Origin of the sequence: Flammeovirga aprica JL-4 (assembly GCF_012844305.1) — a bacterium.
In the GTDB taxonomy this organism is placed as follows: domain Bacteria; phylum Bacteroidota; class Bacteroidia; order Cytophagales; family Flammeovirgaceae; genus Flammeovirga; species Flammeovirga aprica.
The window spans coordinates 66827-88126 of record NZ_JABANE010000008.1; the positions used below are offsets into that span (position 1 = coordinate 66827).

A 21300-nucleotide genomic window follows, 5' to 3' on the forward strand; every position below is an offset into this window, starting at 1 on the left:
ACAATTCAAAACTGTGACACCTTTGGTACAGCTGATTGACCGGCAAAGATAAGGGATATTTACTTATCTTAAGAAACGTTTTTAAGAATATTAGTAACTATCTCTATTTCAGTAGTTTCTTTGCCTGTTGAATTGCCGTTAAGCTTTCCCAGAGTCGAGTTTATATTACTTAACAAAGTATCATGTAATAATAATTTCTCTTGTAGTAACCCCATTTGGCTTTTTACTTCCTCTTTGAACTTATCAAACTCTGATTTTGGAGGCTCTGGATCTAATTCTAAATTTTTTGCTCCTAGATTAAAGATGAACCAATTCATATTTAAGTTAGGAAAGTCCTCTTGAATTAATTCAAACATTTCTTTTGTTGGATATGAGGCTTTACAGTAGTTCCATATTGTACCTCTTGACTTGTTGATTCTTTCAGCAAGTTTATCAGCATCAGCATTCGTCTTGATACCGTAAAGCTCTCTGAAATTTTCTCCTGCTATTGCTTTCATGAGATAAAAATAATTATTCTAGTTAAAATATTTTGATTTAAAGCGAATCATTTATATTATTGCTTATCAATTAAAAATAATTGATCTAGTGCAATATAATTACTTTATACTGAAAAAGACAAAAATGTAAGTCTTTTACTGAAAAAGTATAATTAAAACTCAAAAAAGCTAATATAAAATGAAAGAATTAATGATTGATATAGAGACACTTGGGGTAAAGCGAGGTTGCTTGATTCTGAGTATTGGAGCAAAGTTTTTTGATAAAAACGGTCTCACAGATGCTTCATTTTATTCAGTATTAAATAGATCTATGTCTGAACTTCACAGTTGGGAAGTAGATGAAAAAACGCTGGAATGGTGGTATGATCAAGATCCTGACGTAAGAAATGAAGCATTCTCAGGTAAAACACATCCAGGGACAGCTATTGAAAATTTAGCGAGTTTCATTTTAAAGCATAAAGGAGATGAAGAAATCAAGGTTTGGGCTAACCCTCCTCAATTCGATTTGGAAATACTTAAAGCCTATTTTCACTTCTATGAAGTAAAATTGCCCTGGTCACATAGAGATGAGAGATGTTTAAGAACTTACGTCTATGAAAATGGCGGTAAAGAGTTGAAATATAAGTACCTCAATGCCTCAAATGAAAGACATAATGCACTTGTAGATTGTGATTTACAGATCAGGTACTTAACAGCTTTGAGAAGTGTTATGCAAGGTGTTGATCCTTCAATTTTTCATTTAAACCCATCAAAAAATGCCTAAGAAATACTACATGGGATTGAAAGGTGTAAAAAAGGAAATAGATAAAGACACCTATGATATGATTAAAGGTTTGAAAGAGATCATACTTTCTAAAAGAAGGAATGTTGAGATTGGAGTTAAGATTGATGCAAAATCAAAGGATGTGGGAGAAGTGACAGATTTAAAAATAGAATCAAAATGAATCTAACTAAAGAAGAAAAAAGCGCTATTGAATTATTAAAAGGTGTATTGAATAGCTGTTTAAATGGTGAAGATATTAGAATTTCTACAGCTGATCACAATAGTATTAAAAGCGTTTTGGGCTTTGATATTAAAGCTTCTACTCTCAAAAAGAAGGAAGTCAAAGAAATTAAAAGAGGTAAAAGTGATTTTAAAATAATCATCACAAATACAATGGGTAGTACTTACCCTGATACCTATGGTTTTTTCCCTTTCCAAATTAAAGAATTGAAAAGATGAATTTATCTAAAGTAAAACAGTTCGAAAATAAATCATTGGTTCTCCTGGGGATGCTCCAGAGAGCCAGTGGCTTTATGCTCATTGTCGGAATGATGGCAATAGCACAAAGTGCTTCTATTGCTATTTTCTTTGCGAATATTTTCAGCATGAAAATCACTTCTCAATTAGCCAATTTAATTAGCTCTTCAGACGCTTGGATTATACACCTTATTAGCGGTTGTTTTGGTATAATTGCAGGTTTGGTTATCGAGACAGGTTCCTTTTTCTTCGCTGTAAATGGAATGCGAAAGAGTAGCTATTTTTCAGCAACTGTATCAGGTATTTTATCGATTGCTAGCTATCACTCTATTTTCTACGGTAACGAAATCAACGTTTTGTTAGGTTTTGGAATCTTCACATTAGGCTTCTATCCTAGCTTATTTATAATGATCGCATCTCACCAATTGGCAGAAAGATTTAGTGACGATGCTCAGACGTTTACTAACGTTGCTCCAACGAATTACTACGATTCATCATCAATTCCCAACGAAGCATCAACGACCCAAACGGGCGGTGCTTCAGCGGAGTTTGAAGTGATGAAAAAACAATTAAGATCATAACCCATTAAGTCATGAAAACAGTAGACAAATTACTTAGTATAACGAATTTAATACGAGTGGGAATGTACACTATTTTAGTAGTGTTTTGTGCTAAAGTTGTAGCTAGAATAACCACTTTGGAGGTGAACGATACAGTACTTGTTGCTAACGTTTTATTTGCCTCTATCCTATCGATGATGATTGTGAAAGCATACCTTAAAAACAAGCTTAATGAGGTCGAAAAAGCCGAAAAACGTTGTCAATCGTTAGAGAATCAATTGTTAGAAGCAACGAATATCATAAAGAGTATGAAGCACGAAAATCAATCGTTAGAGAGTGATTTAGAAACGTCAAGATTCGATCTTCAAACGTTAAAGAAAAAGCACGATTCGCTAGATCGTTTATTCGAAGAAACTACTCATACTTTAGAGGAGCAAAGAAACGTCAACCTTTCGTTACGTGGCGAAGTGAAGTCGTTGAGAAACGTTGAGAAGTCGTTGAATGAGACAGTTGATAAACTTAATAATGAAGTACTTCAGCTGGAATCAAAAACCAATGAATTACAAATCGATTTACGTTCTGCAGATGAAACTTTAGCAGTGCAAAGAAATGAAATCGAATCGTTAGCAAACGTCAGCGAAGACTGGAAAAAGAAGTATAAATCAATCGTAGCAAGTGCGAGCCGTAAAGGAATTAAGCTTGCTGACTTACAAGTGGAAAAAGTAGGGTAATGGGAATTACTACAGCAATATATAAAACGTTCGACATCGAAGAAACAAAGCATAGAAGTGCTCTTTTGAACCAAGTGACTAAAACGGTAGGTTGGACACCTAGCCACCGTTTGGTCCTTTCCAAGATCATTAATTTTTCATGGAAAGAAGGTTCTTCAATGAGCAACTGTTTTTATGCTGAACAAGCTGGAGTTAGCGAGTCATCGGTGAACAACTGTATTTCAAAATTTAAGAAACTAGGCGTATTGATTGTTGAAAAAGCACAATCAGTATACAGACGAATTTCAATTGATTTCCAAAAGCTTTTAAAACTGGTATACATTCCGGATGAAGAAGCACTAAAAGAGGAAATCAGAAAAGAGCAAACAGAAAAGAAAGAAGCAGCACAAGACGAAAAAGTAAAAGCAATTCAAGATTTCGCTGTTCGTTGCCAGCAAAATGCTATCTGTCTAAACCTATTAAGTATTTATGAGCAAAGATTCATACTTCCAAATGTGAACGACAAACAACACTTAGAACGTAGAAAATCTAAGCTCTTCAAGATCATATATGATATTACTCTATCAGCAGTCAATAAAGGATATAAAGCTGATCCTGTTAATGTTGTTATCAGTGTTTTGACGAAATCGATAAAGGATAATGACTATCGTTTGAAGCACCATGAATTCTATTTATCCAACAAATCAAAAAGTGAGTAAAATGAGCGAACAAAAAAAAAGTAGTAAAGATCACAAAGATCACAACGAAAGTAGCAGACATCACAACTTGGGAAGACTAATAAATAAAAATGAGGCTATTGAAAAGTTATTAACTCAAACCAGTAAAGATGAAGTACTGCTAAGTATTCTTGAGACTACAAAGTATTTGGCGTTATCTGTAGCGTATGCTTATGAAAACAAAGATAAAATCGTAGGAATTGAACCTCCAGTAGACAGCGATAAAAGGTTACATCAAATGTTTGACCTTTACGAAGCAGTCTGGAATTATTAGATAATAAAAAAGCGGTGCACAGATTTGAGACCCTTTGCACCGCACATGTAAAACCCGTAAAAATTTTACTAATGCCAAAGTTAACACTTTTACAAAAACTTCAGCAACATCTTCCAGAGAAAAGGTTGTTGCAAAAGCTCCAGTCGAACAGGAGCAGAACAGTATTGGAAACAATACAGGAGAAAATGAATGTGAAACCCCTTAATAATGTTGCTTGATGAAAACTGGTGAAAATCTATTTAATCAATTGTCAGATCATGACTTCATTGCTGTAGAAAGTGAAATGAATGATATTGTTCATGCTGTTTATAAAGACAATACCGATCCTTCTATACAAGGTCAAAGTAGAGAAAAGGATGCTACCATAAAGATAGAATTGAAAGCTGAAAGCGGTTTTAAATCATCTGATGAAGCTAAGATCTCACCTTATCAATGGAGTATGATTAATAAGATTATCCATACTCAGGAGGAATACATTTTGGTTCAAAATTATTTTTAAAGCATGAAAAAGAAATATGAGTTACAATATGGTGTATTTGAAGCTTCTGCTACTTTCATCATAGACACATCGAAATTTACCAATGAATTAGCTCAAAGTGTTCTCGAATTCTTTACGTGGGATTATGATAAAGAAGCTGATCCAATTGACGAAGCTGTAAAAAAATACGCATTGAAAGCGATTGTCCTAGCATCTTTTGAACATTACGATTACTTACAAGGCGTTATCAATGAGTTTGAAGAGATAGAAGGTTTTGCTCCAGTTGATGGAAGCTATGGTATAACTCTATTGAAAGTAGATAGAATAGAGATAGAAGATTCTCAATTAAGCATAATCAGTAAACAGGATATTTAATAAAATGGGTGAAATAGAATTAGTAGAATACGATGAGTTCGTAAGAGGAGGAGTATCTGAGCAATCAGGTGTAGGATATATGGAAGGGTTTCATAAAGCCTATTACTTTAAAGATGAAGCTACAATGAATAAAGCTTGGAAAGCTTACTGTGAATTCTTTTATGATATTGCTAAGGATAATGAAGATGCTGATCCTTATGATTTATCAAAGGTAGCATTTGAGGAGGTAGAATCCTTTGCGTACAAATCGGAAGATCTTATTGAATAATCCTAAGGACATTAATGTCCTTACCATCAAAGCACAATCGTTAATTCGGTTGTGCTTTTTTTGTGGGTATTGGAAAGAGGTCTTGTCATATATCCAGTAAAACCAAAACTGCAATTGCGTTTCGCCAATGTGCGTGGCGTGTACCATATAGAGAGAAGAGTGTAGGGTTTGTTGAGAGGGTGTGTTGTTATTATGTTGATTTTCAGCTGCGTAAGTGTTTTTTCTAGTAGAGTACTATTATTTTGAATCAAATTGATTAATTTTAATCAAAATAATAGTACAAATGGGAGAGATTATAATTTTGCCAATACAGCGATGCGTGAAGAAATATGTGATAAATGACTTTGGTCCTGAGCCTATTATTTGTCGTCAGAATAACCCTCAAGGAAAAGCTGTTCTATCTATTTTAAATAAAAAAGGAAAAGAATCTGTTATCAATAAACAGCATGACACTATCATGGTGGAATTATCTGCAGACCTCATAGCTCATAAGACTACAATTCTCAAAAAAGCAAAGCACCTTACACTTTTCTATGATTACTTCAGATTGGCATTAAGGCACTCAGTAGAGTCTTCACAGCCTTTTTTTGGTTCCAGACGCTTAGCTATACTTTCTTTTTTAAGATATAATGATATTTCTGAGGATGATCTTAGTCTTGAAACATGTCAGCGTTTTTTTCATAGAAGAGGAGTGGAGCGACAAGTTTTTCTTAAAAGAAATAAAGGGCAGCAGCTAGCCAGTGCTATGCAGTATATTGATATTCTTGAAGAGAAAAATCAAAAGCTAGAACAGCAGATCAAAGAAATGTGTCTCCAGTCAAAAGAAAAATAGTTTTTTTTTGGTACGCTTTTGTCCGATGCGTATTTGTTAATACACCATGAAATAAGTACGCTTTTGTCCTAAAAAATTTGATTCAAAAGAATCATTTAGTTATATTTGAATCATGGAGTCGAGTCAATTGAACATAGGAGGAATTAGAAAAATAAACCTTGCAGAGTGGAGTGAGAACATTTCTTATACTGTGAATAGTTTCGGAGTGATTGACAGTATAAGCAATGCTACTTTTCTTGGTTTTGATAGTGTGATAGACTCGTCTAGTGTGAAAGTGGAAAAGAACTCAGGTAAGGATGGTAAAATCTACAGTGTTGATAGTATGACCAAAATTGCTAAGGTTACAGAAGAAAGTTTGTCATTTCTTGAGGGTTTAAATAGGGTTGTAGCTAATTTTCAAGATGAAAACGGACAAATTTGGGTTGCAGGTCTTGATTACCCATTACGCCTGAGTTCTACTACTGATTTCGGTAAAAATGCAACTTCACTAAATCATGTGTTGTTGAAGATTAAAGGAAAGACTTTATTAGGTATAAAAAAGAGCTTGTTGTTTGCATAGTTTAGTATATTAAAAGGTTAGGTTGCTTAACGATTCATTGGTAATCCGTCCTAACACGATGGATTTATAAAACCGTTCTTCGAAGTATGAAGAGCGGTTTTTTTATATATAATGAAATTTTACAAGGACGTTGGCTACTGACAGCCGATGCAGCAAGAGCTTACTCCCATTTGGTAGCAAGTGTTCTTAATGGAGATTTTTCAGAAAGTGAAGAAAAACAAGCTGAAAACTGTCTGCAGGTAATCAATGCTGAAGGTAATACTTATAGAACCTATGGCTTTACCCATGTGGAAGAAGAATGCCACGTTTCCATTGATTTATCAGGACCATTAACTTATCAAGACGGCTATTGTAATTATGGTATGAAGTCTTATGCTAAATGGATACAGGAAGCAGACAAAAAACCAAACATCAAAGGAATCATCCTCAATTTGAGTACTCCAGGAGGACAGGCGTTAGGTACAGAGTATTTAGTGAATGTAATTTCCAATATTTCCACTCCTAAAGTTGCATTTGTTGAACAAATGGCGTGCAGTGGGGGATACTGGATTGCTTCAGCTTGTGACCAGATTATTCTGTCTTCAGCTACTGCTCTTGTAGGATCGATAGGAACAATGGTTTCCTATACTGACTTTACAGAATACTATGCAAAACTGGGAATCAAAACAGTGATGTATCGTGCTACTAAATCGAAAGATAAAAACCTTCCTGCAGAAGAAATGTTAGGAGGGAAGCCAGATAAATATATTGAAACCCAATTAGATCCCCTTAACAATGGGTTTCATGCCTCAGTCAAATCAAACAGACCCCAAATTGATGATTCATGCCTTACAGGTGCTACCTACTTTGCCAGTGATGCAATTGAATTGGGTTTGGCTGACAAGATAGGTCTTTACGACGATGCGATTTCTGCTCTTTCAGACATTCAAAACAACATCAATTCAGCAGAAGAAATGGAATTCTTAAACAAAGTAAAAGCAGGTTTAGGGCTAGATGCCGAACCTCAAGCTATTGCTGATGCAATCGAAACTCAAGCTACTGAGCTAGAACAATCTGTTCAGGATGCTACAGCTAGAGCAGAGACAGCAGAGGCAAGAGTGACAGAACTGGAATCTGAATTAGCGACTGCTAATGCAAGAATTCAGGAACTAGAAGATGAACCGGCAACTACTCCAGCAGTAGCACAGGTTCAAGGTGATCAGTTTGCAGGTGCTTCACAAGACGAAGATTACATTGAAGACGAAACAGCTCAGATGGCTAAAAAGCAAGGCTTGAAGGTTGATTATAGCTTTAAGTACACTCCTCAAAACAACAACGTTCTTATTTAGAATACAATGGATATTTCTACTTTCGGAAGTGAGATGAAACGCTATTACACTCAAAATCAAGCAATGATTGATATTGAGTTGATGGGTATGGGTGATGCTCCTTCTGTACAACAATGCCGACCTATTGCAGGTGTGCAAGATCGTTATCTTGGGAAAGGTAAGCGATTGGAGAAAATTCTTCAACCAGGAATGAAGGGTTTTACCCCATTAGTGAACAAACTAGCGGTTCATCCACATGAGACAGTGGTGCGTGATGCGAAAATTGATTACAGTATTGATTATGATGACCTTCGACGTATTCAACAATCAATTATTGGTTATTTGACAGCAGGAAGGAGATCAAATGTGAATCAACAATCTGTACAATCAATTTACAATGAAACATTGTCATCTATCATTTCTGCAAAGGCCCGTGAAACAGAGATGGATATTTTTTGGCGTGGTCAATTTTTAGCACCTACCTATCCTACTCCTGGTGCAGCGGCAGATGTAGTTGATGGTGTAAAGAAAGTATTGACAGATGCGATTACTGCAGGAACATTAGCTCCATCTGTACAGGGTGCGTATGATAATACGACAACTCTTGATTATGCAGATACTTTTGCAGATTCATTGCCAGATAGTTTAGTACTGAGCTATCCAACGCTTCCTATTTATTGTTCTCCAACCTTCCATAAGGATGCATTTTACAATCGAAGAAGTAAGTATGGTGGCAACAATGACTATAACTCAAAAGAGATCATTACAGTAGGAGCATTAGGACGTTGTTACTTAGTGCCGTTGCTTTCTATGTCTTCAGAATCTCGACTGTGGACTACTTTACCAGGTAATTTAATTTGGTGTTCAAATTATACTGGAGAAGATAAGATGCTTACAGTTACCACTCATGAAGATGAGAGAGAGGTTCGCATAACAGGAGATTACAAGATTGCTCCAGGTTTCGAATTTATTGGTGTTCCTTCAGCAACAAATGATACTCAAATTGTCTGGGTGACAGATTGGGATAAACCTTAGACCTTTTAAAGGGTAATTAAAAAGAGAGAAATAGTTTGAATTTAAAAGGGGAAGGGGCTTTCTCTTCCCTTTTTTCTCACTAAAAAAAGAAATAAAATGTCAGCGTCAAAAAAAGATAAAGAGCTAGAATTACTTATTCAAGCTTTACAAGAACGTGTTGAAGTGTTGGAAAATATTGCTGGTCTTAAGAAATCAGGAAAAGAGGAAGTTCTAAAAGTGCCTGACTCTTTCGAACACAACAACAAAAAATATACTTTCTCAGTAGTGAAATTCTCAATGCGTGGAGAAAGTTATATCACTTCCAAGATTGCTGAAAATCCTAAACAGTATGAAGAGGTTTTAGGCACATTGGAGGAAATTGAGGCGAGTATTATTGAAGTTGTCAACCTTGCTTCTGATGCAGGAGCTGAAAACGAATAGTCAATATGGCAGACGTAACAATCCCTAACATATCAAGGTCAGACCTTGGTATTACATTAGATGGTAACATTGGAGGCTTGTCAAAAAACATCTTCTTGATTAGAGCTGATGCTTTAGCCTCTGAGCCTGCTATTACTGCACCTGCAGTAAAGGTAGACGCTGCAGAAGATTTTACTTTTGTAGATGATCTTACGGAGGTTTTCGCTACAATTTACCACACTAAAGACACTGGAGTTGCACGTTTTGAAAGTCAAGGAGAGTATGATTCAAAGTCATTCAAGCAGTTTCTTGAGTTTGCAATTCCAACTAACAACGAAAAAGCGTTACAGGTAGCCCGTAATTTCCTTAATGAGGACATTGTTTGCGTGGCAAAAGATAGAAATAAACAGCTGGTACAGATCGGAACGATCGATTCACCAGCAAACTGCGAAGAGGTCAGCGGTGGTACAGGAAAAACAGGTACTGAGGCTCGTAATGTTACGTTTGTACTTACAGCAGAAAATATCATACCTCTGATTATCCTTGAATCAGCACCTCAAACAGTAGTTACACCAGGACCTTAGCGTGTTCTTTGCAATTTTCTACAATCAACACGAAGCCGGTGAAATACCCGGCTTTTTTTGAATATAATCATGGCAGGATTAAGAGAGAATATACAAGTTCAAGTAGAAATCAATGGTAATAAAGCATTGAGTACTCTTGCAGATTTAGATGCTGAAGCAAAGGAGCTGAGAGGCCAGCTGAAAGGCATGGCAAAAGGAACGGATGAGTACATTGCTAAAACAAAAGAACTTGATGAGATAAAAGACAAACAAGAAAAGCTCCGTAAAGAAATAGGGTTGACAGCATTGCCTTTAAAAGACTTAGCGAAAAAATCTGCACAACTCAAAAACGAATTAAAACAGCTTACACCAGGAACAGATGAATTTATTCGTAAAAGCAAAGAACTGACAGCGGTTAATGACCGTATGAGAACGCTGAATAATGAAATAAGAAACACCAGAGATGAATCTAAGAAAATGACAAATGAATGGCAGTCATTTGTCCCTTTTTCAGGTGAAGTTTCTCAATTGGCTAATACATTTCAAGGACTGAAAGGTGTTGTAATGTCTGCTAAAACTTCATTCGGGTTACTAAGAGGTGCTATTATCTCTACTGGAATAGGTGCTTTGATCATTGCTCTTACAGCTGTTTATGGATGGTTTACTAGAACAAAGAAAGGAGTAGAACAGCTCAATATTATCATGGCAGCAATGGGAGCTTTCACTGATGCCATTTTTGAGTCAATGAATCAGCTTATTTCTTTTTTAGCATCCAAGGCTGTACCTACTTTCAACAGTATTTATAGTGTTTTCTCAGATATACTTTCATTTGACTGGGAGAGAATGAAGAAGGGAGCCAGCAAAGCACTTTCTGGTCTAAGTGATTTGTTTATGGACTTCATAAATGAATTTGTCACTATTTCTGTGGGGTTTGGAAAGATATTAGAAGGTGTATTCACGCTTAATTATGCCAAACTGAAAGAAGGGGTGTCTGAAATGGCATTAGATAAGGTTTTCAATTATGCTTCTGAAGCTGCTAAAAGTCTAGGTGACAATATTTCAGAAGATGTAAAGCTAGCAATGCAACTTGCTGAAAGAATGAATAGGCTTGTAGAAGCCGAAAATTTAGAGTCACTAGCGAATGCAAAAAGGAAAAAAGAAATACAGGAACTTATTTTCCTCACTAGAGATTCTACTAAATCATTTGAAGAAAGAGAAGCTGCACTTATCAAGGCAAATGAGATAGAACAGGAAGGACTGAAAAGACAATTAGCATTACAAAGAGAAAGAGCGGCTATTGCATGGGCAGATGATGCTAGAGCAGACAGTACAGAAGAAGATACTCAGAAAGCCAGAGAAGAATCCATCAAGTTGGTCAATCTTGAAACTCAATCATTAGCCAGACAAAGGGAGTTGCTGAACAGGTTGAATGAGCTCCGTAATAAAATGGCTGCTGAAGAGAAAAAAGCAGCACAAGAAAGAGCAAAAGAAGCCAAAGAAAGGCTTAAAATAGAGCAACAATTGGCAGATCTTGAAATTTCTCTTATTCAAGATCAGTTTGACCAAAAAGAAGCTCAGATAAAAGAATCCTATCAGCGACAAATAGAAGCAATTACAGAAGGTGAATATCTCGCTACCGAACGAAAAAAACTACTAGAAGAAGCAAGAGATAGGGAGCTTCAAGAGCTAAAATGGGCAAGAAGACAAGAGTTCTTAGGTGAAGAGGCCATATTTGAGGAAGAAGAAGCTCTTTTAGCTGAAGAGAAGTTTCAGAATGACCTCATAACACAACAGGAAAGGGATCAGCTACTTTATGAACTAAAAAGAGCTGCACTTGAGAGGCAATTGGCTTTGGTGCAAGAAATGCATGGCAGAGAGTCTGCAGAAGCTCAAAAGGTCAAGAACAGTATATTTAAAGTAGATCTGGATTATCAGAAAAAGACAAAAGAGAACCTATTGCGAGCTGAAGAAGCAAACAACAAATTGTATGATAACAATTTGTCTTCAGCGCAATCTACTTTTGAAAGCCTTTCTAATATTCTCTCTTCAGATGAAGAGATGCGAAAAAAGCACTTCCGGAAGATCCAAACAATGCAGGCTGCAGCTGCAATTATTGATGGTATAAAAGAAGTAACATCAATTTGGAAGAATTCAGCAGAATTTGGACCAATGGGATACATTTGGGGAGCAATTCAAACGGGTGTTGCAATTGGCAGAACAGCCATGAACGTTTCAAAAATCAACAATGCAAAATATGGAGATGGTGGTTTATTGCTCTCAGGTCCTTCTCATGCTTCTGGAGGAATGCCAATACTTAATCCATCCACCGGTCAAATAGTAGCTGAAGTGGAAGGGGGAGAGCCCATTTTATCAAAAGCCACTTATGCAAACAACAAACCTATCGTCGACCAGTTGTTATACAGTTCAATGTATAGAAATGGAGCAGCAGTTTTTGAAGACGGTGGTACATTACCTACAATGGAAAATCAAGGTTCTGATGGGGCTCCTCTCAGTAACCAGGAAGTCACTTCAAAAACAGATACACTTTTAGTTGAGTTAATCACTGAGGTAAGAAGAAATACAGAGGCTGTCATGACTCAGAAATCAATAATGAAAGCGTATGTCACTTATTCAGACATTGAAAGTGTTCAAGACAGAATAAATGAAGATAAATTAGAAGCACAGGTATGATAAATCAAATTGATCCTACAGGAATTTCTGAAGTTAAAAAAGGTATTGCTCAGAAAATCGTAAAAAAAGCAGATAATCAATCTTTTGAGAGGTTGGTTAATTTTTTCTTTCAGCTGGTGCTACTTGGGATATGTATGTTACTTTACTATGATTTGAAAGTTGAAAAGAATGACAAACAGGAGAATACGAAACAATTTATTTTGGTTGTCTCAGAATTCAATGAAATCAATCAAAAATCAAATATTATCCTCATGTCCTTGGTAAATAAGGTGGAAGAAATTGAAAATGGAAATGAGGATATACTTGATGAAATTGAAGATTTGAAAGAATTCTTAAGAAAGCAAAATCAAGATTAGAAACAGTTGATATGAAGGTATCCCATATGAGTTTTGTTTGTATTCATATCTTTATAACACACTTGATAATAATCTAACTCTTGAAATAATATATAAACTGATTGTCCTCTTAAAGCTAGACCTTCCTTAGGACTTACTTTACTAGGAGCTTTACGTAGTACAGCATTTTCTTTAACAATTTTTAATGGAGTAAAGTAAGTATCTTTTGAAGAGTTAAAAACATGTTTTTCAAAAGTTTTATGAAGATTGTCTATTTTAGAATTAGTTTTTGAAGCTTCTGATTTTACATTTTCTACTTTCTGTATAATTTCTATTGTATGTTCAGGTGTTTGCTGACTTAAATAGGTAGATAATAAAAACGAAAGATTAAATCCTTGTTCTAATAATACCCTAAATATTTCAGTAAAAACAGCAGCAGAGAATAATCCTGTAAACCATTTTACATTCGGAAAACTAATAGGGTTGGTTGTAGAACCTTCTTCAATAGCATTTACATTACCTTCAAATTCTTCAATCCTTCTTGCAACCTCTAATTCATCTTCTATACCTTCTATTTCCAACTCCTCAAAAGCATCAAAAACAGTAGCAAACTCATTTATTGTAGGCATTTTTGCCATAAATTCCTGCAACTTATTCATCTCTGATGAAAGGTTTGATAAGTAAGAAGGATTATTAATTGAATTAAATTTTGAAAAATGCTCATCAATTACGCTAATACCTTTTAAGTGATCTGTTAGGTTAGCGATAGAAGGTATTCCAAATGAAGAAAACTTAGCTAAGTCAGGTATTGATTGAGCAAAATTATTTTGGGGTAGAGCTATTGAGGTTATACTTTTAGCCATCTTTTCGTTCAAAGCGGAAATAGAATAATTGAAACTATTATTGAACTTATCTATGTGTTGTATCATTTTGGCAAAGCCATCAGGTTGCTGAACTACAGGAGGAACACCAATAACCGAAATAATACTGGGTGGGATATTAATTTTAGGGTATGCATTTAGAGCTGATAATGCAGAGAACTTTTGATCCAAAGCAAATCTACTCTTTGCTAAGTCAAGTGCAGTAATTTTTAGATGAGAATTATTTGGTTTTGCTGTTTTTATTAATTTTTTAAATTTGTCTTCGCTCATTATTAATCTAATTTTAGTTATAACACAATTTACAATTTAAAAATGTGAGTTACTTAAACTAGTCCTAAAAAAACGCAATTGCAGTGATGAAATTAGCCTTATCACGCAATTGCGTTTTTGTTTATGTTAGGAGTCAAAAAGAAAGTTACAAACGCTGTAGAAGCCATCAAGCTCTATGAAAGTGGTGAATTGAGATCACTTACAGCAAAGCAGGTTCAAATAATGGAACGTTGTCAAAAGGCGTATCATATGTTATTTGAGTCTAATTCTATTGCCCAAGTAGCTAGAAAAATTCAAGAAGAAGATCCTGACATCAATAGTATTTCAGGGGCCTTCAAAGCAGTCAATCAAGCACTTGAAATCTATGGTAATCCATTACAATCACGAAAACAAGCACTTCGGTTTCTTAATGCAGAACGTCAGTATAGACTTCTTGACCTACAAGAATCTGAAATAAAAAGAAAGAAAGAAGCAGGTAAAGATCTTGGTGAAGATATAGAAATAGCGTCAAGAATAAATGACCGTATATCGAAACTGCTCAAGCTGGATCAAGATGATCCTGATTTGCCGGACCCTTCTCTTTTCGAACGTACAACAGTAGCTATTCTAAATATTGGAGGTGACATTATCCAGGAATACCCTGATGTGATAGACATTCCAGTAGAGCGTATAGAGTTTAATGATTCACCGCAAGAAGAGGAGGAAGAATGAGGTACACAGGTAGAAAATATCTAAAAATGTACTACAACAAGCCTCAATTGGCAATAAAGTTTTGTAATCGAAAATTCAAAACATTTATAGCAGGCCGTGGTACAGGAAAAACAACAACAGAAGCAGACGAAGCAGAGAATAATATTTTCTCTATGCCCCGTTCTCGTGGTTTCATTGCAGGAGCCACTTATATGCAGATTTTCACGCTTGAATTACCCCCAATCAAAGCTCAGTGGGCACGCATGGGGTATCATGAAGATATACACTATTTCATAGGTAAAAAGCCACCTGCTCAGTGGCGAAAGAATTGGCCAAAGGCATACCACATGCCCTCAAAATTAGACAATGTAATCTGGTGGTTCAATGGAAGTATTATTTCACTTATCAGCTTTGATAGAAAAGACACTGGTTCCCGTGGTGCCTCATTTGACTGGGGTATTATTATTGAAGCTGCTTTATTCCCTAAATCACGTTTGGATCAGGAACTTATACCAGCGATGCGTCCAACTGATCCAAGTTTCAGATCAAATCCTAGACATGAATCTTTATTCTTTGCATCATCAATGCCTTGGACCGCTCATGGTGACTGGCTTTTTGAAGCTGAAGAAAAGCAAAAAGAAGAGGAGGAAGCCATTCTTGGAGCAACTTTATATCAAGAGTGGAAAAAGATTAAAAAAGAAAAATCGTTTCAAAGCAAAACAGCAAAGCGAATACTTCAAAAACTCAGACAGAACACCTCAAAAAGATCCACCCTTTATTTAGAGGCCAATGCTCTTGATAATCTTTACATACTTGGCGAAAATTGGATAGAGAAGCAAAGATCAATCATGCAGAAAGATGCTTTTGACATCGAAATCATGAATGTTCGCAAAAAGAAAACCTCTAATCTTTTTTATCCCAAATTCAACGATAAGAGGCATGTTTATATTGATTCATACGATTATTATCATTTTGACAGAGTTGGAGGTGATGTTGATTTATTAGTCAATGACTGCAGAGTGGATGGTGATATTGTGAATACTATTCCTTTACAAATCTCATTAGATTTCAATGCTAATATTTATTCTGCAGTAATTTTTCAAGAATTGAAATCACTGAATACTGTACGTTTTGTAAAGGAATTTGCTGTAGAAGAAGGTAAAGAATTAAGTGATTTAATACAGCTTATCACTGATTATTATACTTTTTTTCCTACTCAGCACATGAAAATATGGGGTGATAGAAATGGTAATTTCAAACGCAAAGGATCTATCATTTCCTATTACCAGGAAGTGATGGATGAATTACAGAAAGCAGGTTGGACTTTTGAGCTTTTGGCTCCAGAGCACAACATACCTCATACTGAACGATTCTTGAAAATCAATAAAATGCTATCTGGTAAAGATCCAAGGCTTCCTATTATTGAAATCAACGCCAACAACTGTAAAAACTTCATTATCTCCATTAAAAATGCTCCAACAAAAATTACTACTGGAGGAATAGAAAAAGATAAGAGCTCTGAAACTTCTGAAGAAATCAAACCAGTACACGCAACTCACTATTCAGATGTATTTGATTATGCACTATGGCAATTCTTTGGCAATATCATCAATGATGATGGCTTAGGTGAGTTGGAGTTTGGTATGACATAATTTTTCATCAAATCAATTTAATCATGAAAACAAAAGGTTCCGGATTTAAGCGTTTCAAAAACTTCTTTGTAAGAAATAAGGCAACATTCCTTGTTGGCTTTTCGATTATTGCCGGTGTAGTAGGCTTTAATCAGTTAGACATTGATTTGGGAGGCAATGTTATCGATAGAGTAATTCCTGATAAGGTTACTGCAGATACTGTAGTGATCGCAAAAGGTGATACTCTTATCTACAATGAAAAAGGGCAGGTAACTGAAAGACGTAAAAAATGAAGAAAGTAATTATTGTACGTCTTGAAGACTCAGGCAAACAAACCATTGGTCATTTATCGGTTTTTGATGGTAAAGAAAAACTGATGGAGGCGAAAACATTGGAATTGCCTGATAAAAACAACGCAAGGTCAATTTCTTGTATTCCAAGAGGTACTTATCTGTGTAAACCTTATTCTTCTAAAAACTATCCAAATCACTACGAAGTGAAAAATGTACCTAACAGAAGTCACATTCTTTTTCATGAAGGTAACTTCAATCACAATACGGAAGGGTGTATTCTGATGGGAAAAAGTTTTAAAGATCTCAATAGAGATGGAGAGTTGGATGTAACAAGCAGTGTTCCCACTTTTGAAAAGTTCAATGGTCATTTAGACCGTGAAACATTTTTACTCCAAATCATTTAAAAATGAATAAGGAAATACAGAAGTATCTCAACAAAGGCTACCCCCGTTACGACGAGGGGTTAGCCCTTTTGCAAAAATACGCTCCCCAACAGCTGGACTTTTTTAGAGGGAAAACAGCTCTTTCCGGAAGAGCATTTCTTCTAAAGGAATTACAGCAACTTTCAAAAGCTGTAAAGGATATAGAAACAGTATCTGGTAAAATTCTAAAGGTGACTCAAGCTAAACAAAAACAAGCTGTACAGTCATTTAAAAAAATACCTCTTCCTACTCCTAAAACAGATAAGCCAAAAGAATTACAAGAAGTAATTGCTTATAAAGATGAACGATACCATGAACTGCAGAGATTAAGAAACAGTTTACTTCAATGTGCTAACGATGAAAAAAGAGCTGAACAGGTTGATAGGATTTTAGCCTTGTATGAAGAAAATACTAAGCTATGGAAGCAAGTAGATTACTATGAAATACATGGTCATTTTATAGATCATAAGAGCCCATTAGAAAAGAAAAAAGAAAGCTCAGGTGAAAACTTATTAGAACTCCAGAAGAAATTAGTAAACAGAGTACGCCCAAGATGCACAAGAAAAAAAGCGAGTCTGGAAGCTATTTCTGCAAAGTGGGGAGAGGAGCACCCACGTTTTCTTAAAGCAGCTGAAGAATACGAAAAAATGCTCAGAGAAAAAGAAGAGCTTGAAATGATGCTTAAAATTCCGTCCTAAAAAAACGCAATTGCACTAAATATTTTTGAGTATGAGCGAGATGAGAGACATATCAAAATCAGATTTAAACCTGGTACAAGAAGGTAACATTGGTGGTTTGACAAAATCAATCCGTATTATCCTTATTGATGATATAGAGTTTTTCCCACAAGTGATTGATGGACATATTGAATTTGCTATCATTCCCAAAGAGGGGAAAAGATTAGCACGTTGGTATACCACAAAACACTCAGGCGAAGTACAATGTGAGCTTGTAGGTCCTGAAGGAGGAAAAGTCTTCAGAAACAGTCTCCAGTTTGAAGTACCCAAATCATCAACACTTATTACTGATATTCCATTACTACAGAACAACAGATTTATTGCCATTGGAAAAGATCAGAATGGCGTTAGCAGAATCATTGGCACAATGGAACGCCCTGCAAGAATCAAAAAAATAAGCTCATCTACTGGCCGTCAAGGTACAGATAAAAACAACTACTCATTTCAACTAGAAGCGTATAATGAATATGAAGCATTTACCTATGGTGACAAAGAATTTCCAGTACCCTTATTCGTCTTCAAAACTCAAAAAATCGGAAATGTCAATATCTCAGTTACGGGAGGCAGTGGATGGTACTTTACAACAGCAACAGGAGAAGAAATATCTAACACAAGCACCCTCAATTGGGTTCGCAACGAAGCTGATACCGACACCATCTATCTTTACAATTCAAATGGCCTAGGATTAAGTAGTATTACAGCTCTTACTGCAAATAATAATATCCATTTTGGTGATTATGACTTCAGTACATTCACAAACTTAAAGACATTCAATTGGGTCGGAAATGGGCAAGACTCTGTAGTGTTTGCAGATAATTCATTTAAGTTAGAAGGGGATACAATTGATGTCACAAACTCATTTTTTACAGGTGCTCAATTTGGAGCTTTATTGGCTGAAATTAGAAGAGTCTCAGATACTCAATCAGTAGTGAATAGAAGTTTGAAGGTAGGCACAATTGAAGACCCTGCTTTCATTGAAGTTGGTTCTATTTATTATGATGACTATGTGTACCTTCAATCAATTGGGTGGAGTATTAATGTTGTTAGTAACAAACTATTAACCGCTACAATTGGAGCAAGTGGTTTTATTTCTCCTGGTGGGGTAATTACTGGAGATGGGCAGTTGATGTATAGAGTGAATGGTGATATTGTTTCTAATGTGAATAGTGGTGGGGAGGTTGTTGAATTTGAAATAAAGACTAATGATTTATTAGAATGTTGGTACGCTAATACTACCAATGATCTTTTGGGATTGAGTATAATATTAATGAATAGTTGTTCTATAGAAAAATTTATACCCCAGCAACTATTACAAGAATCATCTATAACAATTGAATTAAATTTCAATCAAGTTATTTCTTCTCAAATTTTACAAGAAGTAACAACTGTAAGTGGAGGAATGACAATTGAAAAGTTTGACTTCTTTGAAGAGTTTAACGATACTAATTTTAACAACTGCATTCAACTTTACGAAGATTCGGGAATATCAATATTATTGCCTTATGCTGAAATTGAAAATGATGACGATTACAACGATAACAAATCAAATTATTATAGAGCATTCGGTAGAGTGCCATATCCTTATTTTATCAATGATTCTGATCAAATAATTAGATATAGTAATGACAATAAATCTACTGCTATATCTTCAAATAAGATTAGACTGCTAGTTAAAGATTATGACATTTTAAATACAGTAACGTGGGTGCAATTTGGTGTTTCAAATATACCTGTAAAAAATCTAAAAATAGTTCAATATCTTATTAATGCTTCTTCTGGAACAACTACTGTCTATTTATCTAGTAGAATGCAATCTGATAAACTATTACAACTTAATTCAGATGCAGTTTATTTATATTATAAACCCACCAACATTGTACTGCCAACATTACCCGACTTTAGCGGTAACAATTTTAATAAATTATATTTTTCGGGTGGAGATATTAATTTTTTACAAAATCATTTGCCTGTTAATATCGAAAGAGTGCAAAATGCATTAATGTGGGCATCTGGTAAACCTATGACATTGGGTACGACTTATAATAGTTTAAAATATCTGACACATAGTAATTTTACTATTAATAGAGGTAAGTTTTCTTCTGGATTGACTATTACAGCAGATCAACCTTCACTTGAAGAAATTGATGCGAATTTAGTTGTACAGCCGAATGTTAATCTATCCTCACTTAAATTATTCCCTAAGAATGCAGATAATTTAGCTTCATCATTAAGACTTGAACTGAGTAGTACTGATAACGGTAATGTAAATATTCAAAATTCAATATTAGAATATATGCATATCACATATAAAAGAAGCTTGGGGGTTAACTATGGTTTCAATTTACCTACAACTCTAAAAAACATAAGACTAAAAGAAGTGAGTAATCTATATGAGCATAATATTGAATTTTTAAAACATCCTAATATTGAATATGCATATTTTTCTAGTATCAATACAGGTGCATATAGTATGAACACACATGTTGATTTTATACAGAATGTAATTAATGACGCATCGCAGAATACCTCTCAAATTATTAAGAAGTTATATGTGTGGGATGGTAGCGACGGTTGGATAGGTGTTAGACAACCTGCTTCAAGTTTTCAGCCATATAACACTGATTTCAGTAGTTTGACAGCTAAAAATTGGGCGGTATATTTTGTGCCTAACGACACAGTTGATCCCTCAAACCTTGGTTTCGCTCCTTGGACTGTTTTAAACTATGTTCGAAGAGATCCGAGTGGTAGAGAGTTTTGGAAATATACAACTAGGTCGCTTAATACAACAATAGATGGTGTTTTAATTACAAAAATTTGGCGTGAAAAAGGTACTACTAATTTCACCGATGAAGAACCTGAAATAACAATATGATCATGAATAAATTAGAAGAAATAATCTCTTCAGAAGCTACTATAAACTCAGAAATAGAACGCATAAAAAAAGCAAAAGAAATCACTTGTATCAAAGAGTGTTTATCAAGAGCTCAAGTATTAACCATTGACAAAGATGTGAAGTCATACGGCATAGTAAAAGAGAAAAATAGAATCACAATGAATGTCTATTTCGAAGATGGAACAAAAGAGACAATCACTTCAGATCTGTTAGATCAAACGATCATCAATCAATGCATTCAAAATGATTTTGCTTTGATTGAAGCAGATATTGAAAACCAAATCGAAGCATTATGATCAACCTCCAGCAAGCCCTAAAGCACCTTCAAGTACCCGATGCTCAAGTGGAGCCAAAAGAGTTTTCCTTTTCTTTTATACCAATATCAGGAAAAAGGAAAGGGCAAGTACTGAAGGTGAATAGAGCAGTGATGAACAGGCTTTCAGCTGAAAAAGCAGAGAAGGTAATGAGTGGGAATAAGCCAAAACAGGTTTATGACCCAAAGTCACACAATTTGAATATCAGGGTAATTGAAAGCCCCCATTTTCCTAAAGGAGTAATCACTGTAAGAGATTGGACAATAGTTGCGATTGATGACATAGAAACGTTTATATAATTTAGTTATA

28 protein-coding genes are annotated in these 21300 nt (G+C 35.2%); 26 read left to right on the plus strand and 2 right to left on the minus strand.

What is annotated here, in order from left to right; genetic code table 11:
• Positions 1–68 precede the first annotated feature (68 nt).
• Positions 69–497, minus strand: coding sequence for a hypothetical protein (locus HHU12_RS04300; RefSeq protein ID WP_169655339.1), 429 nt, complete (start codon positions 495–497; stop codon positions 69–71).
• Positions 498–675: 178 nt separating this feature from the next.
• Between HHU12_RS04300 and HHU12_RS04305 the strand changes: the two genes are divergently transcribed.
• From HHU12_RS04305 to HHU12_RS04390, 18 genes are all read left to right on the plus strand, one after another.
• Entirely contained in the window at positions 676–1260 is a 585-nt protein-coding gene (locus HHU12_RS04305) for a 3'-5' exonuclease (RefSeq protein ID WP_169655341.1), read from the plus strand.
• Positions 1253–1441: a hypothetical protein gene (locus HHU12_RS04310; RefSeq protein ID WP_169655343.1), complete on the plus strand. Its 189-nt coding sequence runs from the start codon at positions 1253–1255 to the stop codon at positions 1439–1441. Before HHU12_RS04305 ends, HHU12_RS04310 begins: the two co-directional genes overlap by 8 nt.
• Positions 1438–1719, plus strand: coding sequence for a hypothetical protein (locus HHU12_RS04315; protein ID WP_169655345.1), 282 nt, complete (start codon positions 1438–1440; stop codon positions 1717–1719). Before HHU12_RS04310 ends, HHU12_RS04315 begins: the two co-directional genes overlap by 4 nt.
• Complete coding sequence (locus HHU12_RS04320; RefSeq protein WP_169655347.1) at positions 1716–2318, plus strand: hypothetical protein; 603 nt, start codon at positions 1716–1718, stop codon at positions 2316–2318. Before HHU12_RS04315 ends, HHU12_RS04320 begins: the two co-directional genes overlap by 4 nt.
• Positions 2319–2380: 62 nt before the next feature.
• Complete coding sequence (locus tag HHU12_RS04325; protein WP_169655349.1) at positions 2381–3028, plus strand: hypothetical protein; 648 nt, start codon at positions 2381–2383, stop codon at positions 3026–3028.
• Positions 3028–3726: a hypothetical protein gene (locus HHU12_RS04330; RefSeq protein WP_169655351.1), complete on the plus strand. Its 699-nt coding sequence runs from the start codon at positions 3028–3030 to the stop codon at positions 3724–3726. The genes HHU12_RS04325 and HHU12_RS04330 overlap by 1 nt, the downstream gene beginning before the upstream one ends.
• Position 3727: 1 nt before the next feature.
• Positions 3728–4018: a hypothetical protein gene (locus HHU12_RS04335; protein WP_169655353.1), complete on the plus strand. Its 291-nt coding sequence runs from the start codon at positions 3728–3730 to the stop codon at positions 4016–4018.
• A 217-nt stretch (positions 4019–4235) separates the two neighbouring features.
• Positions 4236–4517, plus strand: coding sequence for a hypothetical protein (locus tag HHU12_RS04340; protein WP_169655355.1), 282 nt, complete (start codon positions 4236–4238; stop codon positions 4515–4517).
• Positions 4518–4520: 3 nt separating this feature from the next.
• A complete protein-coding gene (locus HHU12_RS04345; protein ID WP_169655356.1) occupies positions 4521–4871 on the plus strand; it encodes a DUF2528 family protein in 351 nt (116 codons plus the stop codon).
• Between the two features lie 4 nt (positions 4872–4875).
• Entirely contained in the window at positions 4876–5139 is a 264-nt protein-coding gene (locus tag HHU12_RS04350) for a hypothetical protein (protein WP_169655358.1), read from the plus strand.
• Between the two features lie 283 nt (positions 5140–5422).
• Complete coding sequence (locus HHU12_RS04355; protein WP_169655360.1) at positions 5423–5971, plus strand: basic helix-loop-helix domain-containing protein; 549 nt, start codon at positions 5423–5425, stop codon at positions 5969–5971.
• A 112-nt stretch (positions 5972–6083) separates the two neighbouring features.
• Positions 6084–6530 carry a hypothetical protein gene (locus HHU12_RS04360; RefSeq protein WP_169655362.1) on the plus strand — a complete coding sequence of 149 codons (447 nt, stop codon included), beginning with the start codon at positions 6084–6086 and terminating at the stop codon, positions 6528–6530.
• An 86-nt stretch (positions 6531–6616) separates the two neighbouring features.
• Positions 6617–7858, plus strand: a complete 1242-nt coding sequence (locus HHU12_RS04365; protein WP_169655364.1) for a S49 family peptidase — start codon at positions 6617–6619, stop codon at positions 7856–7858.
• 6 nt (positions 7859–7864) lie between these two features.
• A complete protein-coding gene (locus HHU12_RS04370; RefSeq protein WP_169655365.1) occupies positions 7865–8872 on the plus strand; it encodes a hypothetical protein in 1008 nt (335 codons plus the stop codon).
• Positions 8873–8968: 96 nt separating this feature from the next.
• On the plus strand, positions 8969–9292 hold the full coding sequence (locus HHU12_RS04375; RefSeq protein ID WP_169655367.1) for a hypothetical protein: 324 nt from the start codon (positions 8969–8971) through the stop codon (positions 9290–9292).
• 5 nt (positions 9293–9297) lie between these two features.
• On the plus strand, positions 9298–9855 hold the full coding sequence (locus HHU12_RS04380) for a hypothetical protein (protein ID WP_169655369.1): 558 nt from the start codon (positions 9298–9300) through the stop codon (positions 9853–9855).
• A gap of 69 nt (positions 9856–9924) precedes the next feature.
• The gene (locus HHU12_RS04385; RefSeq protein WP_169655371.1) at positions 9925–12525 is read left to right on the plus strand and encodes a sbcc family protein; all 2601 of its coding nucleotides are present in this window, start codon (positions 9925–9927) and stop codon (positions 12523–12525) included.
• Positions 12522–12881 (plus strand): hypothetical protein, encoded by a 360-nt coding sequence (locus tag HHU12_RS04390; RefSeq protein WP_169655373.1) that lies wholly within the window; start codon positions 12522–12524, stop codon positions 12879–12881. The genes HHU12_RS04385 and HHU12_RS04390 overlap by 4 nt, the downstream gene beginning before the upstream one ends.
• On the opposite strand, the gene HHU12_RS04395 is transcribed toward HHU12_RS04390, so the two are convergent.
• Complete coding sequence (locus HHU12_RS04395; protein WP_169655375.1) at positions 12878–14011, minus strand: hypothetical protein; 1134 nt, start codon at positions 14009–14011, stop codon at positions 12878–12880. The two genes, HHU12_RS04390 and HHU12_RS04395, sit on opposite strands and share 4 nt — an antisense overlap.
• A 123-nt stretch (positions 14012–14134) precedes the next feature.
• Here HHU12_RS04395 and HHU12_RS04400 point away from each other — a divergent pair, with 123 nt between their 5' ends.
• The 8 genes from HHU12_RS04400 to HHU12_RS04435 are packed head-to-tail and all read left to right on the plus strand — an operon-like array spanning position 14135 to position 21290.
• A complete protein-coding gene (locus tag HHU12_RS04400; protein WP_169655377.1) occupies positions 14135–14722 on the plus strand; it encodes a hypothetical protein in 588 nt (195 codons plus the stop codon).
• Between the two features lie 26 nt (positions 14723–14748).
• Complete coding sequence (locus HHU12_RS04405) at positions 14749–16353, plus strand: hypothetical protein (protein WP_169655379.1); 1605 nt, start codon at positions 14749–14751, stop codon at positions 16351–16353.
• Positions 16354–16376: 23 nt separating this feature from the next.
• Positions 16377–16625 carry a hypothetical protein gene (locus HHU12_RS04410; RefSeq protein ID WP_169655381.1) on the plus strand — a complete coding sequence of 83 codons (249 nt, stop codon included), beginning with the start codon at positions 16377–16379 and terminating at the stop codon, positions 16623–16625.
• Positions 16622–17029 (plus strand): DUF5675 family protein, encoded by a 408-nt coding sequence (locus HHU12_RS04415; RefSeq protein WP_169655383.1) that lies wholly within the window; start codon positions 16622–16624, stop codon positions 17027–17029. The genes HHU12_RS04410 and HHU12_RS04415 overlap by 4 nt, the downstream gene beginning before the upstream one ends.
• A gap of 2 nt (positions 17030–17031) precedes the next feature.
• Positions 17032–17745, plus strand: coding sequence for a hypothetical protein (locus tag HHU12_RS04420; protein WP_169655385.1), 714 nt, complete (start codon positions 17032–17034; stop codon positions 17743–17745).
• A gap of 31 nt (positions 17746–17776) precedes the next feature.
• Positions 17777–20656 (plus strand): hypothetical protein, encoded by a 2880-nt coding sequence (locus HHU12_RS04425; RefSeq protein WP_169655387.1) that lies wholly within the window; start codon positions 17777–17779, stop codon positions 20654–20656.
• Between the two features lie 2 nt (positions 20657–20658).
• Positions 20659–20973: a hypothetical protein gene (locus tag HHU12_RS04430; protein ID WP_169655388.1), complete on the plus strand. Its 315-nt coding sequence runs from the start codon at positions 20659–20661 to the stop codon at positions 20971–20973.
• Complete coding sequence (locus HHU12_RS04435) at positions 20970–21290, plus strand: hypothetical protein (RefSeq protein ID WP_169655390.1); 321 nt, start codon at positions 20970–20972, stop codon at positions 21288–21290. The genes HHU12_RS04430 and HHU12_RS04435 overlap by 4 nt, the downstream gene beginning before the upstream one ends.
• Positions 21291–21300 lie beyond the last annotated feature (10 nt).

Bases quoted from the DNA above. Each gene is read 5' to 3' on its own strand.
- HHU12_RS04300 (WP_169655339.1), bottom strand. From the start codon at position 497: ATGAAAGCAATAGCAGGAGAAAATTTCAGAGAGCTTTACGGTATCAAG.
- HHU12_RS04305 (WP_169655341.1), top strand. From the start codon at position 676: ATGAAAGAATTAATGATTGATATAGAGACACTTGGGGTAAAGCGAGGT.
- HHU12_RS04310 (WP_169655343.1), top strand. From the start codon at position 1,253: ATGCCTAAGAAATACTACATGGGATTGAAAGGTGTAAAAAAGGAAATA.
- HHU12_RS04315 (WP_169655345.1), top strand. From the start codon at position 1,438: ATGAATCTAACTAAAGAAGAAAAAAGCGCTATTGAATTATTAAAAGGT.
- HHU12_RS04320 (WP_169655347.1), top strand. From the start codon at position 1,716: ATGAATTTATCTAAAGTAAAACAGTTCGAAAATAAATCATTGGTTCTC.
- HHU12_RS04325 (WP_169655349.1), top strand. From the start codon at position 2,381: ATGTACACTATTTTAGTAGTGTTTTGTGCTAAAGTTGTAGCTAGAATA.
- HHU12_RS04330 (WP_169655351.1), top strand. From the start codon at position 3,028: ATGGGAATTACTACAGCAATATATAAAACGTTCGACATCGAAGAAACA.
- HHU12_RS04335 (WP_169655353.1), top strand. From the start codon at position 3,728: ATGAGCGAACAAAAAAAAAGTAGTAAAGATCACAAAGATCACAACGAA.
- HHU12_RS04340 (WP_169655355.1), top strand. From the start codon at position 4,236: ATGAAAACTGGTGAAAATCTATTTAATCAATTGTCAGATCATGACTTC.
- HHU12_RS04345 (WP_169655356.1), top strand. From the start codon at position 4,521: ATGAAAAAGAAATATGAGTTACAATATGGTGTATTTGAAGCTTCTGCT.
- HHU12_RS04350 (WP_169655358.1), top strand. From the start codon at position 4,876: ATGGGTGAAATAGAATTAGTAGAATACGATGAGTTCGTAAGAGGAGGA.
- HHU12_RS04355 (WP_169655360.1), top strand. From the start codon at position 5,423: ATGGGAGAGATTATAATTTTGCCAATACAGCGATGCGTGAAGAAATAT.
- HHU12_RS04360 (WP_169655362.1), top strand. From the start codon at position 6,084: ATGGAGTCGAGTCAATTGAACATAGGAGGAATTAGAAAAATAAACCTT.
- HHU12_RS04365 (WP_169655364.1), top strand. From the start codon at position 6,617: ATGAAGAGCGGTTTTTTTATATATAATGAAATTTTACAAGGACGTTGG.
- HHU12_RS04370 (WP_169655365.1), top strand. From the start codon at position 7,865: ATGGATATTTCTACTTTCGGAAGTGAGATGAAACGCTATTACACTCAA.
- HHU12_RS04375 (WP_169655367.1), top strand. From the start codon at position 8,969: ATGTCAGCGTCAAAAAAAGATAAAGAGCTAGAATTACTTATTCAAGCT.
- HHU12_RS04380 (WP_169655369.1), top strand. From the start codon at position 9,298: ATGGCAGACGTAACAATCCCTAACATATCAAGGTCAGACCTTGGTATT.
- HHU12_RS04385 (WP_169655371.1), top strand. From the start codon at position 9,925: ATGGCAGGATTAAGAGAGAATATACAAGTTCAAGTAGAAATCAATGGT.
- HHU12_RS04390 (WP_169655373.1), top strand. From the start codon at position 12,522: ATGATAAATCAAATTGATCCTACAGGAATTTCTGAAGTTAAAAAAGGT.
- HHU12_RS04395 (WP_169655375.1), bottom strand. From the start codon at position 14,011: ATGAGCGAAGACAAATTTAAAAAATTAATAAAAACAGCAAAACCAAAT.
- HHU12_RS04400 (WP_169655377.1), top strand. From the start codon at position 14,135: ATGTTAGGAGTCAAAAAGAAAGTTACAAACGCTGTAGAAGCCATCAAG.
- HHU12_RS04405 (WP_169655379.1), top strand. From the start codon at position 14,749: ATGTACTACAACAAGCCTCAATTGGCAATAAAGTTTTGTAATCGAAAA.
- HHU12_RS04410 (WP_169655381.1), top strand. From the start codon at position 16,377: ATGAAAACAAAAGGTTCCGGATTTAAGCGTTTCAAAAACTTCTTTGTA.
- HHU12_RS04415 (WP_169655383.1), top strand. From the start codon at position 16,622: ATGAAGAAAGTAATTATTGTACGTCTTGAAGACTCAGGCAAACAAACC.
- HHU12_RS04420 (WP_169655385.1), top strand. From the start codon at position 17,032: ATGAATAAGGAAATACAGAAGTATCTCAACAAAGGCTACCCCCGTTAC.
- HHU12_RS04425 (WP_169655387.1), top strand. From the start codon at position 17,777: ATGAGCGAGATGAGAGACATATCAAAATCAGATTTAAACCTGGTACAA.
- HHU12_RS04430 (WP_169655388.1), top strand. From the start codon at position 20,659: ATGAATAAATTAGAAGAAATAATCTCTTCAGAAGCTACTATAAACTCA.
- HHU12_RS04435 (WP_169655390.1), top strand. From the start codon at position 20,970: ATGATCAACCTCCAGCAAGCCCTAAAGCACCTTCAAGTACCCGATGCT.